Origin of the sequence: Halomarina pelagica (assembly GCF_024228315.1) — an archaeon.
GTDB classification, from domain to species: domain Archaea; phylum Halobacteriota; class Halobacteria; order Halobacteriales; family Haloarculaceae; genus Halomarina; species Halomarina pelagica.
Genome location: NZ_CP100454.1, coordinates 2,610,683 through 2,628,527 on the forward strand (window position 1 = coordinate 2,610,683; position 17,845 = coordinate 2,628,527).

At 67.2% G+C, this 17,845-nt stretch carries 16 protein-coding genes, 1 tRNA gene and 1 pseudogene; 12 read left to right on the forward strand and 6 right to left on the reverse strand.

Annotated elements, in window-relative coordinates; all coding sequences use genetic code 11:
* Window positions 1-15 precede the first annotated feature (15 nt).
* From NKI68_RS13575 to NKI68_RS13605, 7 genes are read left to right on the forward strand one after another with little or no spacing between them, the layout of a single operon-like run.
* Window positions 16-2,577 carry a type II/IV secretion system ATPase subunit gene (locus NKI68_RS13575; protein WP_254543638.1) on the forward strand — a complete coding sequence of 854 codons (2,562 nt, stop codon included), beginning with the start codon at window positions 16-18 and terminating at the stop codon, window positions 2,575-2,577.
* A complete protein-coding gene (locus NKI68_RS13580; RefSeq protein WP_254543639.1) occupies window positions 2,574-4,604 on the forward strand; it encodes a type II secretion system F family protein in 2,031 nt (676 codons plus the stop codon). The genes NKI68_RS13575 and NKI68_RS13580 overlap by 4 nt, the downstream gene beginning before the upstream one ends.
* Window positions 4,601-5,167 (forward strand): DUF7287 family protein, encoded by a 567-nt coding sequence (locus NKI68_RS13585; protein WP_254543640.1) that lies wholly within the window; start codon window positions 4,601-4,603, stop codon window positions 5,165-5,167. Before NKI68_RS13580 ends, NKI68_RS13585 begins: the two co-directional genes overlap by 4 nt.
* Window positions 5,161-5,775 carry a DUF7288 family protein gene (locus NKI68_RS13590; RefSeq protein WP_254543641.1) on the forward strand — a complete coding sequence of 205 codons (615 nt, stop codon included), beginning with the start codon at window positions 5,161-5,163 and terminating at the stop codon, window positions 5,773-5,775. Before NKI68_RS13585 ends, NKI68_RS13590 begins: the two co-directional genes overlap by 7 nt.
* Window positions 5,763-6,653, forward strand: coding sequence for a DUF7261 family protein (locus NKI68_RS13595; RefSeq protein WP_254543642.1), 891 nt, complete (start codon window positions 5,763-5,765; stop codon window positions 6,651-6,653). Before NKI68_RS13590 ends, NKI68_RS13595 begins: the two co-directional genes overlap by 13 nt.
* Window positions 6,650-7,144, forward strand: coding sequence for a DUF7266 family protein (locus NKI68_RS13600; RefSeq protein WP_254543643.1), 495 nt, complete (start codon window positions 6,650-6,652; stop codon window positions 7,142-7,144). The genes NKI68_RS13595 and NKI68_RS13600 overlap by 4 nt, the downstream gene beginning before the upstream one ends.
* Window positions 7,137-7,925, forward strand: coding sequence for a DUF7289 family protein (locus NKI68_RS13605; RefSeq protein ID WP_254543644.1), 789 nt, complete (start codon window positions 7,137-7,139; stop codon window positions 7,923-7,925). Before NKI68_RS13600 ends, NKI68_RS13605 begins: the two co-directional genes overlap by 8 nt.
* Here the strand turns inward: NKI68_RS13605 and NKI68_RS13610 are convergent.
* Window positions 7,918-9,468, reverse strand: a complete 1,551-nt coding sequence (locus NKI68_RS13610) for a DUF7289 family protein (protein ID WP_254543645.1) — start codon at window positions 9,466-9,468, stop codon at window positions 7,918-7,920. The two genes, NKI68_RS13605 and NKI68_RS13610, sit on opposite strands and share 8 nt — an antisense overlap.
* 283 nt (window positions 9,469-9,751) lie before the next feature.
* Between NKI68_RS13610 and NKI68_RS24040 the strand changes: the two genes are divergently transcribed.
* Complete coding sequence (locus NKI68_RS24040; protein WP_497007289.1) at window positions 9,752-9,850, forward strand: DUF7989 family protein; 99 nt, start codon at window positions 9,752-9,754, stop codon at window positions 9,848-9,850.
* A gap of 49 nt (window positions 9,851-9,899) precedes the next feature.
* Window positions 9,900-10,049, forward strand: a complete 150-nt coding sequence (locus NKI68_RS13615; protein ID WP_254543646.1) for a DUF7557 family protein — start codon at window positions 9,900-9,902, stop codon at window positions 10,047-10,049.
* 89 nt (window positions 10,050-10,138) lie between these two features.
* Here NKI68_RS13615 and NKI68_RS13620 read toward each other — a convergent pair whose 3' ends face one another.
* Window positions 10,139-10,276 carry a hypothetical protein gene (locus NKI68_RS13620; protein ID WP_254543647.1) on the reverse strand — a complete coding sequence of 46 codons (138 nt, stop codon included), beginning with the start codon at window positions 10,274-10,276 and terminating at the stop codon, window positions 10,139-10,141.
* 52 nt (window positions 10,277-10,328) lie between these two features.
* Here NKI68_RS13620 and NKI68_RS13625 point away from each other — a divergent pair, with 52 nt between their 5' ends.
* The gene (locus NKI68_RS13625) at window positions 10,329-11,660 is read left to right on the forward strand and encodes an RNA-guided endonuclease InsQ/TnpB family protein (protein WP_254543648.1); all 1,332 of its coding nucleotides are present in this window, start codon (window positions 10,329-10,331) and stop codon (window positions 11,658-11,660) included.
* A gap of 407 nt (window positions 11,661-12,067) precedes the next feature.
* Here NKI68_RS13625 and NKI68_RS13630 read toward each other — a convergent pair whose 3' ends face one another.
* Entirely contained in the window at window positions 12,068-14,350 is a 2,283-nt protein-coding gene (locus tag NKI68_RS13630) for a copper-translocating P-type ATPase (RefSeq protein WP_438267779.1), read from the reverse strand.
* A 1,259-nt stretch (window positions 14,351-15,609) separates the two neighbouring features.
* Between NKI68_RS13630 and NKI68_RS13635 the strand changes: the two genes are divergently transcribed.
* Window positions 15,610-15,972: a DUF7344 domain-containing protein gene (locus NKI68_RS13635; protein ID WP_254543649.1), complete on the forward strand. Its 363-nt coding sequence runs from the start codon at window positions 15,610-15,612 to the stop codon at window positions 15,970-15,972.
* Window positions 15,973-16,081: 109 nt separating this feature from the next.
* On the opposite strand, the pseudogene NKI68_RS23810 reads toward NKI68_RS13635, so the two are convergent.
* Window positions 16,082-16,411, reverse strand: a pseudogene (locus NKI68_RS23810) (site-specific integrase); the annotation flags it as partial.
* Between the two features lie 22 nt (window positions 16,412-16,433).
* Complete coding sequence (locus tag NKI68_RS13640; RefSeq protein ID WP_254543650.1) at window positions 16,434-16,787, reverse strand: winged helix-turn-helix domain-containing protein; 354 nt, start codon at window positions 16,785-16,787, stop codon at window positions 16,434-16,436.
* A 94-nt stretch (window positions 16,788-16,881) separates the two neighbouring features.
* Here NKI68_RS13640 and NKI68_RS13645 point away from each other — a divergent pair, with 94 nt between their 5' ends.
* Window positions 16,882-17,202 (forward strand): hypothetical protein, encoded by a 321-nt coding sequence (locus NKI68_RS13645; protein ID WP_254543651.1) that lies wholly within the window; start codon window positions 16,882-16,884, stop codon window positions 17,200-17,202.
* Between the two features lie 309 nt (window positions 17,203-17,511).
* Here NKI68_RS13645 and NKI68_RS13650 read toward each other — a convergent pair.
* A tRNA-Ala gene (locus tag NKI68_RS13650) sits at window positions 17,512-17,583 on the reverse strand.
* Window positions 17,584-17,845: the final 262 nt, after the last annotated feature.

Below are 17,845 nucleotides of genomic sequence, written 5' to 3' on the forward strand. Positions count from 1 at the left end.
GGGCGTGGAACCGTCATGGCCAGCAAGGACGCCCGCTCGGGACGCGCGTGGCTCCCGGGGAGTTCGGACGACGGGGAGGTGTCCGACGAGTCTGACGGCTCCGACGACTCCGACGCCCCCGGGGAGTCGCGCGTCGCGGTCGGGGAGTACACGTGGGAGGACTACAAGCGCGAGTACTACTACGACGAGGACGGCGAGCCCCCGCGAACCGGGGACGGCGAGGTGGTCCCGTTCGACGGGAGCGAGGCGCTCGGCTTCGATCCGACGCTGCTCTCGGGGCGGTTGGGTCGGGGCGGGGCGTCGGCGTCGCTCCTCGACGGGATCGTCGAGGCGCGCACGGTCGACGTCGATCCCGACCTCGACGAGGACGACTTCTTCTCGACCGTCGAGGGGCACACGACCGTGGTCAACCGCTACGATCTCGAACGGACCGTGCCGCTCGCGAAGAAGTCTCACTTCCGCGAGGTCGATCGCTACTGGGTGAACGAGCCCTACGCGTTCGTGATCATCTTCCACTCCGAGCGGGAGAACGAGCGGAAGTACTACGTCGTCGAACCGCACCTCACGCCCGTCGAGCGCGACCTGCGGGAGTTCCTCACCGAGAAGCTCCGCACCGCGATCAAGTACTCCGACGACGACGTCATCGTGAAGGGCGGCGAGGGGTCCCGAGCGGGGGTCATCACCCGCGAGACCACGCGCCTGCTCGACCGGTACGACCTCTACGAGGGCGACGTCGCGTCGCTGGGTCACGGACCGGGCGGGAGCGCGGGGCGCGGGGAGGAGGCGGGAGGCGAGGGGAAGGGGAAGAGAGGGGACGAGAGCGGCGGCGAGAGGGAAGGGGCGGAGGAGAGCGCGGACGAGCGGTCGGGGATCGTGGCCCGACTGAAGGGGTTGCTCGGATTCGACGACGAGCCGATCGTTCGCTCGGGGGAGTTGGCGGGGATCGCCGCCCGGCCCGAGCCGGCGCTCCTAGCGGAGGACGCGCCGACGCTCACCGAGTACCAGATCGAGAAGCTCCTCTACGCCCTCCGGCGCGACTTCGTGGGCTACGAGCGCATCGACCCGATCAAGCACGACATCAACGTCGAGGACGTCTCCTGCGACGGTTACAACTCGCCGGTGTTCGTCTACCACACCGACCACGAGCAGATCATCTCGAACGTCTATCACGGCGAGGCGGAACTGGACGACTTCGTCGTCAAGCTCGCCCAGCGCTCGGGCAAGGGCATCTCCAAGCGCCAGCCGCAGGTCGACTGCACCCTCCCGGACGGGTCGCGCGCGCAGCTCACCCTCGGGCGGGAGGTGTCCGACCACGGGACGAACTACACCATCCGGCAGTTCAAGGACGTCCCGTTCACGCCGATCGACCTCATCAACTGGAAGACGTTCTCGCTCGACGAGATGGCCTTCCTCTGGCTCTGCATCGAGAACCACAAGTCGCTCGTCTTCGCGGGCGGGACGGCCTCGGGGAAGACCACCTCGCTCAACGCCGTCTCGCTGTTCATCCCCTCCCAGTCGAAGATCGTCTCGATCGAGGACACCCGCGAGGTGGAACTCCCCCAGCGCAACTGGATCGCGAGCGTGACCCGCCCCTCCTTCTCGGACGACGGGAAGGGCGACGTAGACGAGTTCGACCTGCTCGAGGCCGCGCTCCGCCAGCGCCCCGAGTACATCGTCATGGGCGAGATCCGCGGCGAGGAGGGCCGGACGCTCTTTCAGGTCATGTCCACCGGCCACACCACGCTCACGACCTTCCACGCCGACTCGGTCGGGGAGGTGATAAAGCGGTTCACGACCGAGCCGATCAACGTCTCGAAGACGATGTTCACGGCCCTCGATCTCGTCTCGATCCAGACCTCGACGCGCGTGGCCGGGGACAAGGTCCGGCGGAACAAGTCCATCACCGAGATCAACCGCTACGACGCGGAGAACGACGAGATCAACGTACAGGACGTCTACCAGTGGCAGGCCGAGACCGACGAGTTCCTGGAGATGGGCCAGTCGAACACCCTCCAGGGGATCACCTTCGACCGCGGGTGGTCCACGGAGACGCTCGAGGAGGAACTGTTCAAGCGCCGACTGGTGCTCGCCTACCTCGTCGAGCGGAACCTGAACACCTACACGCAGGTCGCGGCGACCCTGCAGGCGTTCATCAACGACCCCGACACGATCCTCGCGCTCATCGCGAACGACGACCTCGAACGGAGCCTCGAGGACCTCCGGGAGATGGAGTCCGTCGAGATCGACATCGACCCCGAGAAGGAGGAGATGGTCCCCCGACCCGACCCGCGCCCGGAGAACCTGGCGGAGGCGCGCGGGATCCTCAGCGAGGGCGAGTCCCTCCTCGCGGAGTACGAGGGCGAGCGCGTCGACGCGGCCGCCGTCGTCTCCATGGCCGCGACCGACCCCGACGGCTCCGGTGACGTCGGCGACGACGGTAACGACGGCGACGGCGAGGCCAGCGACGATGCCCGGAACGCCGGGGACGACACCGCCGATGGCTCCGCGAACGGCGACTCCACCGACGACTCCGGCGACGGCTTCGGCGGCTTCAGACCCAAGGGAGGGTCGGAATGAGCGTCGAATCGGCGCGCGGTTCGCCCGCCGGGAGCGCCGACGCGATCGGGGACGCCTTCTACCCCCTCTACCGCTGGGCGTTCGGCGAGGACAGCGAGTTCACCGACTCGATCGAGCGGAAGCTCGCCGAGGCGAGGATGGCCGACACCGTGGAGCTGTACCTCGCCCGCGCGCTCGCCGTCGGCCTCCTGGTCGGTCTCCTGCTGTGGGTGCTCGGGACCGTCCTCACCTACACGATCTTCGAGCTGTTCGTCCGGGGGACGCCGAGCATCCTCGGGGTGCCGCTGGATCCGCAGCTGCTCGCGATCGTCCAGGCCGTCAAGGTGCCGGCGCTGATCGTCCTCGGCGGGATCGTCTTCGGCCTCGTCGGGTTCGCGCTGGGCTTCGGGACGCTCGCGGCCGTCCCCTACTTCGTCGCCGGCGAGCGGAAGCGCGAGATCAACGTCCTCCTCTCCGACGCCGTCTCGTTCATGTACGCCCTCTCCGTCGGCGGGCTGAACCAGCTCGAGATCCTGGAGGCGATCGCCACCGCCGACGACACCTACGGCGAGGTGTCGAAGGAGTTCCAGAGCATCGTCCTCGAGACGCGGTACTTCGACACCGACTACCGGACGGCCATCCGAAACCAGGCGCTCCGGACGCCCAGCGACGAGCTGGGGGGGTTTCTCACCGACATGCTCTCGATCGTCAACTCCGGCGGGAACATGACGCGCTTCCTCGAGGACCAGAAGGACAAGCAGATGCGCACCTCACAGCAGGAACAGGAGACGATCCTCGAGACGCTCGAACTGTTCGGCGAGATGTACATGACCCTCTCGCTGTTCCCCCTGCTGCTCATCATCATCCTCGTCATCATGAGCATGATGGGCCAGGCCCAGACGACGCTGCTCTACGGGACGGTCTACGGGCTGATCCCGCTGGTCGGGGTCGGCTTCCTCGTGCTCATCTCGACCGTCGTCCAGGACGAGGTCGGCGACGGCTACCTCCGGGGGGACGACGGTCGGGACGACGACGGCGGCGGCCTGTTCGGTCTCGGCCTCGTCGAGCGGTACAGCGGGCGCTACAGCGTCTTCGACCGCATCGAGAGCCGCGAGGGGACCTACGAGACCCTCGAGATGCTCTCTCGACCGCACCACTTCTTCCGCGATCACCCGCTGACGGTGCTGCTCGTCACGGTGCCGGCGACGCTCGTGCTGCTCGCCTTCTTCGTGGTGTCGGGGTTCGTCCCCCTCTCGATCGACGGGCTGAAGCGCGCGCCAGTCCGGGGGACGTTCTTCCTCCTCTACGTCCCGCTCTACGTCAACCTCGTCCCGCTGACGGCGTTCCACGAGTGGAACGTCAGGACGCGCCGCAGCGTCGTCGGGAAGCTCTCGGAGGACCTCCGGAAGCTGTCGTCGGCGAACGACACGGGGATGACGCTGCTCGAATCCATCCGTGTCGTCTCCGACACCTCGAGCGGGCGGCTCGCCGACGAGTTCGAGACCATCCACGCGAAGGTGAACTACGGGACGGGACTCAAGGAGGCGCTCCGGGAGTTCAACAACGCGTATCGCATCCCGCGGCTCGCCCGGACGGTGAAGCTCATCGCGAAGGCCCAGGAGGCGTCGAGCCAGATCACCGCGGTCCTGACGACCGCCGCCCAGGCGAGCGAGAACCAGGACGACATCGACCGCGACCGAAAGTCCCGCACCCGGATGCAGGTCGTCATCATCATCATGACGTTCATGACGCTGCTCGGGGTGATGGCGATCCTCAAGGTGAAGTTCCTCGACGTGATGGCCGGGCTGGCCTCGCAGGCGTCGGGTGGCGGGGGCGGAGCGGGCGGCGCGGGGGGCACGGGAGGCGGCGGGTTCGGCGGTAACGTCGACACCGACCTGCTGACGCTGCTGTTCTTCCACGCGGTGACGTTCCAGGCCGTCATCTCGGGCGTCATCGCGGGGTACATCCGCGACGTGAGCCTCCTCGCCGGGGCGAAGTTCGTCGTCGTCCTGCCGACGTTCGCGCTCCTGGTGTTCCTGTTCATATGAGGGGGGGATCGACTCACGGTCGACGCGGACGCGGGCAATCGACGCTCGACTTCACGATCGGCGTCAGCGTCTTCCTGATCGCGGTGACGTTCACCTTCGCGTTCGTTCCGGGGCTGACCCAGCCGTTCGCCGACACCGCGCGCGTGACGCCGGCGACGGCCGACCGCGTCGCGGATCGGCTGGCGAGCGACGACCTCGCGCGACCCGATCGCCCCTACCTGCTCGACGCGACGTGCACGGCGGCGTTCTTCGATTCGACGCGGGACGACGCCGGGTGCGCCTTCGACAACGGGCGGCCCATCCCCGACCGACTGGGCCTCCCGAAGCCGACGACGGCGACCAGCCCGAACGTTCGCGTCGGGCTGTACGACAGCGGCGGCGAGCCGCTGTGCTGGGACGACGAGGGGGGGACGGCCGTCCCCGAATCCGACCCGGACTGCGACGGCGACGACCCGACGCTGGTCGGCGGCGGCCCGCTGACCGACTCCGGGGGCGTCGTGGTGGCCCGGCGCGCGGTCGTCGTCGGCGGGACCGACGCGCTCCTCCGGGTGAGCGTATGGTGACCGGGCGGCGCGGCGACCGCGGGCAGGTCCACACGCTCGAGGCCGTCGTCGCGGGCGTCGTGGTCGTCGCCGGGCTGGTCTACGCGCTGCAGGTGACGGCGGTGACGCCGCTGTCGGCGAGCACGTCGAGCCAGCACATCGAGAACCAGCAGACGGCCGTCGTCGAGGGCGTCCTCGCCGCGTCGGTGGCGGACGGCTCGCTCGAGCGGACGCTGCTGGCGTGGGACGACGCGAACGAACGCTTCTACGGGACGGCCGGCGACCGGGCGTACTTCGTCACCGACCTCCCCGACACCGCGTTCGGGGACCGTCTCTACCGGACGTTCGAGGCGCGGGGCGTCGCCGTGAACGTCGTCGTCCGGTATCGGACGCCGAGCGGGAGCGGGACCCAGCGGGTGATCTACCGGGGGAAGCCGAGCGACAACGCCGTGACCGTCGTGCGGCCCCTGACGCTGTTCGACGGGGACGAACTGCGCTTCGAGAACGGGACGGCGACGGGCACGACGGTGAGCGGGGCGACCCCGTTCTACGTCGAGGCGGCCGTCGCCGACGGCTCGTCGGTCGCGTACAAGGTCGTGACCGTGGAGGTGACCGTATGGCGGATGTGAGCGAGCGGGGGCAGATGCTCCTCGTGGCCGGGCTGACGCTCGCCACCGCGTTCGTCGCGCTGGCGCTCGTCCTCAACACCGCCATCTACACCGAGAACCTCTCGACCCGGACGAGCGATCCGGGCGCGAGCGAGGCGATCCGGTTCGCCGAGGCGGTCGAGGTCGATCTCGGGGACGCCGTGACGTACGTGAACGAACGCGAGGCGACCTACCCGGACCGCAGGGCCGCCTTCGAGGACGTCGTCGCGTCCTGGAGCGACGCGACGGCCGACTCGGCGGCGATCGACGGGGTGTTCACCGCCGTCTCGCTGTCGAGCGTCGAGCAGGGAACGAGGGTCGTCGACGGTAACGCGAGCGACGGCCTGACGAACGCCACCGGGGCGGGCGACTGGACGGTCGTCGCGGACGGTCGCGTCCGGGCGTTCGAGATGCGCGTGGATCCGCCGACCGGGCGCTCGCTGGTCGTCGAGTTCGCGAACGCCTCCGCGACCTGGACGACGACCGTCGAGCGAGTCGATTCCTCGACCGTCGAGGTTCGGACGACGCACCCCGACGCGACCGTCGCGACGTGCACCGTCGCCGCGAGCGGCGGGGCGACGATCGACGTCTCGCGGGAGACGGTGGCCGGCGACGGCGACCCGAGGTACTGCCGCGCGCTCGATTACGCCTCCGAGATCCGCGGCGCGTACGACCTCGAACTGCGGGACGCCGACGCCGTGTCGGGCACCTTCGAACTCGTCGCGAATCGGGCGGTCGACGACGGGCCGTCGACCGAGACGGTCCTCTACGGCGCGACCGTCTCCGCGACCTACGACAGCGGTCGGGTCACGGCCCGGTGGGCGGACCTCCGGATCGCGCCCGGGGAGGTGGGGCGATGAGCGGCGACGGGAGCGGCCAGGGGACGGCGCTCGCCCCCGACCGCCGCGGCGTCTCGACCGCCGTCGGGTACGTGCTCAACCTCGGCCTCGCGACGGTGCTCATCACCGGGCTGGTGTTCGCGGCGGGGACGCACGTCGAGCAGGAGCGCGAGACGGTGATCCGCTCCGAGCTGGTGGTCGTCGGCGAGGGGATCGTCGCGGACGTCGGTGCGGCCGATCGGCTCGTTCAGGGCGGCGCGGAGGAGGTGCGGATCCGCCGTACGATCCCCGAACGGGTCGCCGGCGCGCCGTACGCGGTGCGCGTCGAGACCACCGGCGGGGAGGACTACCTCGTCCTCTCGACGCGTGATCCGTCGGTCGAAGTCAGGTTCGAACTGGTCGTCGAGACGCCGGTATCGGGTGTCGCCTCCGGCGGGGGGGTCGTCGTCGAGTACGTCGACACCGGCGACGCGGACGCCGACGGGGACGCGCTGGAGGTGCGCGGTGGCTGAGCGGGCGGTGAGCGAGGTCCTGAGCTTCGTGCTGATCTTCTCGCTCGTCGTGACCGCGGTCGGGATCGTCTACGCGAGCGGACTCGCCGGCCTCGAATCGGCGCGCTCGGCGGAGCAGGTCGACAACGCGGCGCGCGCGTTCGACGTGCTCGCGGACAACATGGCGGACATCCACCGCAGTCGGGCACCGGGTCGGAAGACCGAGATCAAACTCTCCGACGCCAGTCTCGCCTATTCGGGCACCGCGACCGAGATCGACGTCACCGTCGAGGGCGTCGTCAGCGACGGCAACCGTACCCACTTCGACGCGGAGAGCACCCCCATCGTCTACGGCACCGACGGGGAGGCCCGCCTGGTCTACGAGGGGGGAGCCGTCGTCCGACGGGACGGCGACTACGTCAGGATGCTCCGCGAACCGCCGTTTCTCTTCCGCGACGATCGGGTCGTGCTCGCGTACGTCGAGACGGTCGCCCCCGCCCGGAGCGTGAGCGGCTCCGAGACCGTGCTCGTCCGCGGCGAGCGGACGCGGTCGGCCCTCCTGGTGACCGACGAGGCCGGCGACCCGACGCTGAACGGCGACGCGAACGCGGTGACCGTGAACCTGACCGTCACCGCGGCGGACGGGCGCGTCGAGGCGTGGCGCGACTACCTCGTCGGGCAACCGGGCGTGACGTGCGGTTCGCCGTCGGTCGTCGACGAGGATCGGCGGACGGTCGCCTGCCGGTTCGAGACCGAGGAACTCGCGGTGAGCGTCACGAGCATCGAACTCGGGCTCAACTGAGTTCCACCCGCACGTCGTTCTCCGTGACGTGCAGGAACGTGATGACGCGGTCGTCGCCGGCGTAGTAGATCGTCCCCGACGACGTCGTCTCCGACACGCCGGCGGCGTTACCGCTCTGCTGGTCGGACGTCTCGAGCTGGAACGTGGGACCGAACGTACCGAAGTAGTGTCGCGTGAGGTACGCGAGGTCCTCCGCGTCGGGCGTGGTGTAGGTCGTCGCGTTCTCGGCGGTGTCGTCCTCGGGGTGCGCCGCGAAGTCGAGGGAGGTGACGAACTGCGCGTTCTCGCTGTCGAACTTCGAGAGGTCGCTCTTCGGGACGTCGGTGTAGTTCATCCGGTGGCCGCTCCCCGTGAAGTCGAGCGGGAGCGTGGCGACGTACCCGCCGTCGCCGTCGGGGACGCACTCGACCTCGAAGTCCTCGGTGTTCTGCCAGCCGTGGGACTTTCGCACCCCGTCGTCGAGGTAGCTGTAGTACATCGACACCGTCACCGGGTCGTCGATCGTGCCCGCGGCGTCGCACTTGAGGTTGCCCCTGTTCCGGACGGCGATCTCGAAGTGTCTCCCGCCGTCGTCGACGAACATGCTCCAGCGGAGGTTGCTGAACTCGGAGGACTGATCGTCCTTCGGGCGCAGGGTGAACTCGAACTGGCGCAGCGAGTGACCCGACTCGATCCCCCGGATCCCGAACTCGGAGCCCTCCGCGGGGACGCCGAAGTTCCCCTGGGTTCCGAGCGTCAGCAGCTTCACGCGGGCCCGCCGTTCGCCGTGGTCGACGGAGACGACGCCGTCGGTCCGGGTCCGGAAGTACTCGGCCCACCCCTCGTAGAACTCGCTCTCGACCGTGACGGTGACGTACCCCTCCGAGAGCGGATTGGCGAACGCCCTGCCGTTCGCGTAGCTTGCGCTCTCGTTGGGGTACGTCCGTCGGAAGGAGGGGGCGGGCCGCTCGACGGTCACCGTCGTCCGACCGCTCGCTGCGTGGGTACTCCCGCCGCTCACCCGGACGACGGGGAACGTGAGCGTCCCGTCCCGGTAGTGAAACTCCGGCGGCGAGACCAGTCGGGCGGGGCCGTCTCCCGTCTTCCGCCAGACGCCGCCGCCCTGGTAGGCGATCCGCGTGTCGCCGTTCGCGTAGACGAACGAACCGAGTTCGGTCGTTCGGTAGACGATCTGGTCGTCGCCCGCCGGATCGTCCGCGGACGCGTTCCCCCCGGTGTAGTTGTAGTCCACGTGAGTGATCGTGAGCGTCCCCGTCCCCTCCCGCACCTCGAACGTCCCCCCCGACCAGCCGAAGTCGACGGTCTGTCGACTGGACCCGCCGAGCGCGACCTGGGCCGCCCGCGAGTCGAACTGGGTCATCGCCTGTTCGGCCCGCTCCAGGTCCGCCTGCCGGCTCCAGTCGTCTATCGCCTCCGATCCGAGGACGACGACGCCCGTCGTTCCGATCACCGTGATCGCGACGAGGAGGCTCGCCCCGACCGTCGCCGACTGCGCTCGGGTCGCCCGAAGCCCCCGCGTCCGTCGTCCCCACCCGCGACTCATACTCCGTCGTAACGGGTCGATCGGTTAAAAATAATCGCATTAGTGACTGTCTCTAGAAAGGACGTGTCAGCGAGTTTCGGACCGCGTCGATGGGGCGTCGACGCTCCGTAACCGGCCCCCGAGGGTGGCCCCCGAGGAGACGGTCGCGCGCGGTCGACGGCGGCCGGCCGTCGGACAGGAGACCGGCTCCATACTAGGGGCATTATACACTTCAAGTCACCTGGGAGAGTTAGTGTTACTCCCATGAAGGAGTTAAATAGTAGTCCTCTGCTATTGCGTAGCAATGACAGAGAAGCAGACGCTGAAGGACGTCGATCACACGCCGCCGAGCGGCGAGTCCGTGGACAACGTGTGGGAACGAGGGGCGGAGCGGGCGGACTGACCGCACCTGCCACACATTAATACGCACCGTGGCCGTAGGTCCAGCCGTCATGCCCACCGTGGAACTACGCGAGGAGACCATCGAGCGGCTGAACGGCCTGCGCGAGGAGGACGAGTCCTACGACGAACTCGTCACGGAGCTGATCAACATCTACGAGGCGGAGGAGCTGACGCTCTTTCACGGCGGGGACGAACTGTAACTCTCGGCCGGCTACCTGATTCAAGGAGAGAGTCCCGCCGTTTACGGCGGGCGTGAGTCCGACAACTGCGGAACAACCGCTGACACCGCTCAGTCCGGGGTATCCTCCCGGACGCGCTTCTCGCCTTCGAGGAGCAACCCCTTCCACGTCAGGCCACGGTGTTTCTTCAACGCTTTCAACCGCTCGTACTGGTCGTCGTCATCGAACTCGATTCGTATTGCGACCATGAACATCACATGAACGGAACAGTTATGTGCGTTCCGGTAGTACGTAGTAATGATGAAGCGGACCAACACGTTCGACGTGGTTCCTCAGTCCGACGCGGACGAGGAGTTGCTTCGACGCCTGTTGGACGCTTCTGCCGCTCTCTGGAACGAAATCAACTTTGAGCGACGCGAGAACTACGCCGATCCAGACGCCGACGTGTGGGACATCAGCGAGTATCGCGGCCGCTACGGCGGCACGCTCGGCGCGTCAACCGTTCAGCAAATCGAACGGAAGAACCGCGAAGCGTGGCGCTCGTTCTTCGCGCTCAAGAAGAAGGGCGAAGCCAACGGCAAGCCCGGATACTGGGGCAACGAACGCGAAGGCCGCGAACTCCGAACGTATATCCGCAACACCTCGTACTCGGTCAAGTGGGGCGACTACTCCCGACTCGAAATCCTCGTCGGCAAAGACCTGAAAGACCAGTACGGTCTTGGACACCGCGAGAGGCTTCGACTCGAAGTTCGGGGCAAACCCAACTGGGACGAGTACGACAAGCAGGGCCGGTTAGAGTTGGTCTGGGACGAGAACGCACAGACATTCAGGGCCTTTCAGCCAGTCACAATCGACAATTCTCGACTGGCACAACCACTGGCCGACGAAACGGCCGCTCTGGATATTGGTGCGAACAATCTCGTCGCCTGTACGACCACGACCGGCACGCAACTGCTGTACGAAGGGCGCGACCTGTTCGAGCGGTTCCGCGAGGCGACGCGAGAAATCGCCCGTCTCCAATCACTCTTGGACGATGGCCGGTACTCCTCGAATCGGATACGCTCGCTGTACCGTGGGCGGACGAGACGCCGCGACCACGCCCAAGACGCGCTTGCCCGCGACCTCATCGAACGGGTGCACGGCGAAGGCGTTTCGACGGTATACGTCGGGGCGTTGACGGACGTACTCGATGCGCATTGGTCGGTGCGAGCGAACGCGAAAACGCACAACTTCTGGGCGTTCCGTGCGTTCGTCAAGCGCCTCGCGTGTACCGCCGAGGAGTACGGCATGACGGTCGAAGTCCGCTCGGAAGCGTGGACTTCCCAAGAGTGTCCGCAGTGCAGTTCGACCGACCGGACGACGCGCCACCGCGACACGCTGACGTGTCCGTGCGGCTTCGAGGGGCACGCGGACCTCACCGCCAGTGAGACGTTCCTGAGACGTCATCAGAAATCGAAGATTTCTGATTGGCGAACGAGACACGCAGTGTCTCGTCAACGGCAGACAGACGTACCACGGCCGATGGCACGGCCCGTGCGCCTCAAGTGGGACGACCACGAGTGGTCAGAGTCACCACGCTCTTGTCCCAACGAGGAGCGCACGAACCCGCAAGTTGCCTCCGTGGGCCGGTAAGCGATACCCCCCAGCGCGAGGGAACCCCGGCGTCTCGCTGAACGACGTGAAGCGAGGCTCGGGAGACGCAGGCGTCTCCCGGCGTTTACGCCGGGGAGGATGTCATACACCTTCCGATCGCTCGACGCCGCGAGCGTCCGCTCCGAGACGCGAACCGCTTCGGCGAGCAGGCCGCCCGCGAAGTTACCGAGCGCCGGGAGCGCGCCCAGCGCCAGCGCGGTGAGGTAGCCGGATAGTGCCATGCCGAGCAGATGGAATCGTCGTACGGCCGGGCGCGTAATGCGCGTTGTGCCGGCGGTGTGTGCGCCCGGCGAGGAGAGATACGCCGGCGGCAGAAGTGCGCTGGCGGCGTCCGTCACGCCGGCGGAGCGCGTTCCCGCGGGTCGTCCTCGGCCTCGGCTCGGCCCTCAGTCGGCCGGCCGCGCCTCCCCGTGCGGGGAGACGCCGCGCAGGGTCGGCACGGCGAGGTCCGCCCGGCGGAGGAACTGGGCGTTGATCGCGACGATCACCGTCGAGAGGGACATCAGGATCGCGCCGATCGCCGGCGAGAGCAGGATCCCGATCGGCGCGAGCACGCCCGCCGCGAGCGGGATGGCGAACACGTTGTACCCGGCCGCCCAGACGAGGTTCTCCTGCATCTTCCGGTAGCTCTTCCGCGAGAGAGCGACCAGCCGAACCACGTCAAGCGGGTTGTTCTGCACGAGGACGACGTCGGCCGACTCGACCGCCACGTCCGTGCCGGACCCGATCGCGATGCCGACGTCCGCGCGCGTCAGCGCCGGGGCGTCGTTGACGCCGTCGCCGACCATCGCGACGAGTTTACCCTGCCGCTGGAGTTCGACGATCTTCCCGTCCTTGTCCTCCGGCAGCACCTCGGCGAAGTAGGTGTCGATGCCGAGGTCGGCGGCGACGGCGCGGGCCACGTCCTCGGAGTCGCCGGTGAGCATCGCCACCTCCACGCCCATCTCGTGGAGCGCCTCGATCGCCCGCCGGCTCTCCTCGCGGATCACGTCGGCGAGCGCGACCGCCGCGATCGCCTCGCCGTCGCGAACGAGGTAGACGACGGTCCGGGCGTTGGCCCCCGCCTCCGCCGCGAACGCGGCGAGTTCGGGGGCGGGTTCGACGCCGAGCAGGTCGAGGAGGTTCGGCCCGCCGACGTGGACCGTCCGGCCGTCGACGGTCGCGCGGACGCCCCGCCCCTCGATGGCCTCGAACTCGCTCACGGCCGGCACCGCGAGGTCGCGGCCCTCGGCGGCCTCGCGGACGGCCCGGGCGATGATGTGCTCGGAGTCGCCCTCGACCGCGGCCGTGAGCGCGAGCGCCTCGTCCTCGTCCGTCCCGTCGACGGTGGCGACCCCGACCACCCCCTGCTCGCCCCTGGTGAGCGTCCCGGTCTTGTCGAAGACGATCGTGTCGACGTTCCGAGCCTCCTCCATCGCGATCCGGTCGCGGACGAGCATGCCGTTTCGGGCGGCGAGGGAGGTGTTGATCGCGACGACGAGCGGGATCGCCAACCCGAGCGCGTGGGGACAGGCGATGACGAGCACCGTCACCACGCGCTCGACGACCGCGACGTCGAAGCCGACCGCGACGCTCCACGCGACCGCCGTGACGGCCGCCGCGGCGAGCGCGACGTAGAACAGCCAGCCCGCCGCTCGGTCGGCCAGCATCTGCGTCCGGGACCTGCTCCCCTGGGCCTCCTCGACGAGTCGCATGATGCCCGAGAGGGTCGTCTCGTCGCCGGTCGCCGTGATCCGAACGCGGAGGCTCCCGGCCCCGTTGATCGTCCCCCCGATCACCTCGTCGTCGGGTGCCTTCTCGACCGGGCGGGACTCGCCGGTGATCATCGCCTCGTCGACGTCCGAACTCCCCTCCTCGACGACGCCGTCGGCGGGCACGTTCGCCCCCGGGCGGACGAGCACCTGGTCGCCCGGTTCGAGGTCACCGACGGGCACCTCCTCGGTCTCCCCGTCCCCGGTGACGCGCTCTGCGGTGTCGGGGAGGAGCTTCGCGAGTTCGTCGAGCGCGCTCGACGCCTGCCGGACGCTACGCATCTCGATCCAGTGACCGAGCAGCATGATGTCGATCAGCGTCACCAGTTCCCAGAAGAAGTCCATGCCGGGGAGGAAGACCACCGTCGCGAGGCTGTAGACGAAGGCGACGGTGATCGCGAGCGAGATGAGCGTCATCATGCCGGGCTGGCGCGCGCGCAGTTCCGGGACCGCCATCCGGAGGAACGGAACGCCGCCGTAGGCGAAGACGACGACCGAGAAGACGGGCGACGCCCACTCGCTACCGGGGAACGCCGGCGCGGAGAACCCGAGCAGTTCCTGCAACCCCTCGCTGTAGAGCAGGACGGGGATCGACAGGGCCAGCGAGACGAAGAACCGCCGCCGGAACAGCCGTTCGTGCCCGGCGTGCATTCCGCCCCCGTGTCCCTCGTGTCCCTCGTCTCCCCCGTGAGCCCCGTGTGTCCCGTGTGTCTCCCCTCCCTCGCGTCCCCCGCGACGCATCTGCGGGTGCGTCTCGTGCGACGTCGCTTCCTCCTCTACGAGCGACTCCTCCACCCTGGGCTGTGCGTGTGTGCCGTGTCTCGCACGCGACTCCGTCTCGTCCGCTCCGTCGTTCGCGTTCGGAAGGTCGGCGTGCCCGCGCGTCTCGTGGTCGGTTTCGTCGGGTCTCCCTGTCATTATCGTCCCCTCCTGATCGGCCACCGTCCGGCCGCCGCGCCGCGGACCCCACCGGGTCGAACGGCCGACTCCCCCACGCGGTCGAATCGAACCCGTCGGGGGAGGACAACACTCCTCCTAACGCCCCGTCGAGCTTTATCGGTTCTGCCTTCGAAAACGAAGCTCTCGGGCCGATACACCGTCGTAAATGAGGTCTATCGACCGACGAGTCCGCATTACGACACTCTGTCGGGGGTTCGACGGTCGCTCGTTCTCGGCTTCGTCCGGCGCGGACGACGGTCTCGCCGGTCGGTGGGAGCGTCGGTCGAAGAACGGGGGCGGACGATCGGTGATAGTTCCGCCCCCGCTGACGAACTTACTCGAGTGTCGCCGCGGCGTCGATCGGTCTGTGCGCGGCGACGTTTCGCTACGTCGGCCGGGGATGTAATAGTTACTCACAGAGATAGCGAAGCGACGCGACCGACGAGCCATCGGGGGACGTATCTCGCCGCCGTGGCAGTTCACGCGCGTCGATGCGGCGTGACGTGACGTAACGTAACGTGACGTGACGCGACCGCGCGCCGAATCGAGCGATCGCACCGTGACGTCTTCCGTGCGTTACGGCCGTCCTTATCGCGAATGCACGGCGACTAACTATTTCACCGGGCGGTGACGATCCGGTGTCGCCGCGGGTCTACCCGCCCCTCGCGTGCGACCGCACCAACACCGGGACGACCGGCGGTCGGGACTCCGTCCCCCGACCGCCCGTCTCTTCCTTTCGCGTCGATTCGAGGACATCGTGCTGCGTGTACCGACCGGTGGGCGTCGTTGACGCCGTTCGCGTACGGCCGTGGCTCGACGGACACAGGCACAATTATTTTCAGTATCGGATTCTACGGTATTTTGGGGAGGACGATCCGTTCGATCCCGTTACGACTCGATGTAGTACCGTTACTTAATTCCTTTTAGAGCGACTGCCGTATAAAACGTGGAATTCTCAACCCCCTCCGCAGTCGAACGGGGCGGGGAGTCGAGCGCTCTACTTTGGGGTGTCGGCCCCTCCGGCGGTGCTCGGGGCCCGGCAGTTCGTCGGACTCGCCGCGCGAGGGAGCAGCAAGGACGGACGCGACAACCGGACGTCCGCCGCCGCCGCGGATCGCTCGGTCCTCGGAGGACATCGACGAGCGTCACGCGACGATCGGTAGGCCCCGGATTTCGGTTCGGATCCACGAACTATATACTATCAAAGAGCTTATTAGTATTCGAACATACATGTCGTCATGGTTGATGTATCGACACTGTTCGAGTTGTTGACCGCCGACGTCCGGCGGCGCTTGCTCGTAGCACTGTGTGACGTCCGTTCGGTTCAGGTTCCCGAAGGAATCCTCGCACGCGGGCACGCCGCTGCCGTGTCGTCTCCGGACTTCCGCCCCGGACAGCGGCGATCGCTCGACGGGACGTCTCCGCATTCGGACACCTTTCAGCTGTACCACAACCACCTCCCGAAGCTAGCCGACGTGGGTCTCATCGAGTGGGACCGGGAGGCGCAAACCGTCTCACGGGGGCCGAACTTCGAGGAGGTCGAACCCGCCGTCCGTCTGCTGGCCGCGAACGCTCACGAGTTCCCCGGCGAGTTCTACTGATCGGTCCACGTCCCCCGTCTCGCTCCGATGGACGTGCCGGGGGACGACCGAATCGGGTGTTCGCGGCGCTCCGGTGTGCTGGCTGTGCTCCCTCTATCGTGGATTCGCGTCATGGTTCATCGTCCTCGAAGAACTCGCGTCGTAGATCCATCTTCTCGCGCTCTGTCCGTCGGTCGTGTCGATCCAGAATATCGTGAGGGACATTCACGCGGTCGCTCACGACGCGCTCCGGCACACCGTCGCGCAGGAATCGCGTGATAGCTCCGCGACGGATACCGTGCGGCGAACGCGAGCTTGGACACTCGCTTTCGTGGCCGTGGGCCGTCGCTTCGCAGGTCTCCGGTTCGCGGTCGTGCGGACAAGACCCGATCAGACACGGCTGGGTCATCTGATAGACCGTCGCGCGGATCGACGTTTCCGAGAGACGGCCATTCTCGGAACCCCTCTCAACGCTGGATTGGCTACTCGTCCGCGCTCGGGGTCGCTCGCCCGGCCCCAATCGCGACGAGTTCCGCGTTTAGTTCCGCGACGAGCTGGCCTGTCGGGCTTTCGAGATCGTAATGGTATCGCTTCCCCCCGGCCGTCTCCGCGACGATCCCCGCTTCAACGAGTTTATCCAAATGACGCCGGACGCTTTGAGTACTAATCCCGGCGAATTCGGCGAGTTCGGTTTTGGTGAACTCCTTTTTCGGATCGACCTGAAGGAGCGCGTCGATGATGAAGTGGACGCTATCGTGTTGACAGAGGTACAACCATCCCGACGGATATTCGAGCCGCTCCTCTTTCGTCGTGCGCGTATTGGCTGTTCTGCTCATGCCTACTCTATCGTTGGTCCGTCGTATATCAATTGTGGCCCTAACCCTACATCAAAGTAGGCTGGTTTATTATCCCTACATCGTTGTACGGTGTATGAGCGAGACGGAACTTGTTTGCGCGGTACTCCGCGTCCTCGTCACGAACCACGCCTACGGCCGACCACTCCCCCGTGATGTCGTTCTCAATAAGACGGCCTATCCAGCCCACAAGGGCGACGCCGCAAAAGAAGCGTTCGAGACCGTCCGAAGGCAGGAATTCGTCATCGACTACGGCGACCGTGGGATCATGCTCGATAACTCCGAGTTCGGTGCCCTCGTTCAATACCTCTACGGTGACTGCGACTGGGAACGCTTCGAACTTGAGCTACGAATCAAACATTTCGAGGGGTGGGAAAATATTGAGTGGGGAAAATAGATCACGCAAAGCCGAGTTCCGATACGTGGGTTAAATGAATCTGGTCGGCAGGGTCATGTACCCTCCCCCTCGTCGAGCGCGGATCACGGACGATGGTCGTGCGGGATACCGATCCCGCAGTAGGTGCAAATCGGCGCGTGGGGGTCGTACTCCCTCGCGTCATCACCCGAGGGCGTCGGGGGGCGCCGAGATTCTCGATGGTCTCTCTTCCCTGTGGCTACGTCAGATAACCCCGATTCGCCGTTTTTCGAAGGACTGTGGCTGTCTCTGATCGTTCCAAAGTCACCGCTCACGGCAGTTAATTTCGAATGGACTTGCCGGGATTTGAACCCGGGGCCTCTCCCATGCCAAGGGAGTGATCTGCCGCTGATCTACAAGCCCGCAGTACGCATTCCAACGTATTTCTGCTCTCCACTTAACCCCATCGAAGCGTCCGCCATCTGCGGCTGAGCGCTCGCCCGCCCGCACGCGATCGCCCCCCGGCGCGACGGGGAGCGTCGAGGGAGAGAGCCGGGCGTATAGAAACCGTTTTGAGTCCGACGCGACAGTGGTAGGTGGGAACGGCACGGCCGCATATCCGACGTCGCCGCGGGGTTCCGCGGCTTGGGAGTGCGGTAGTGCACGCGCGCCGGTCGCACGGACG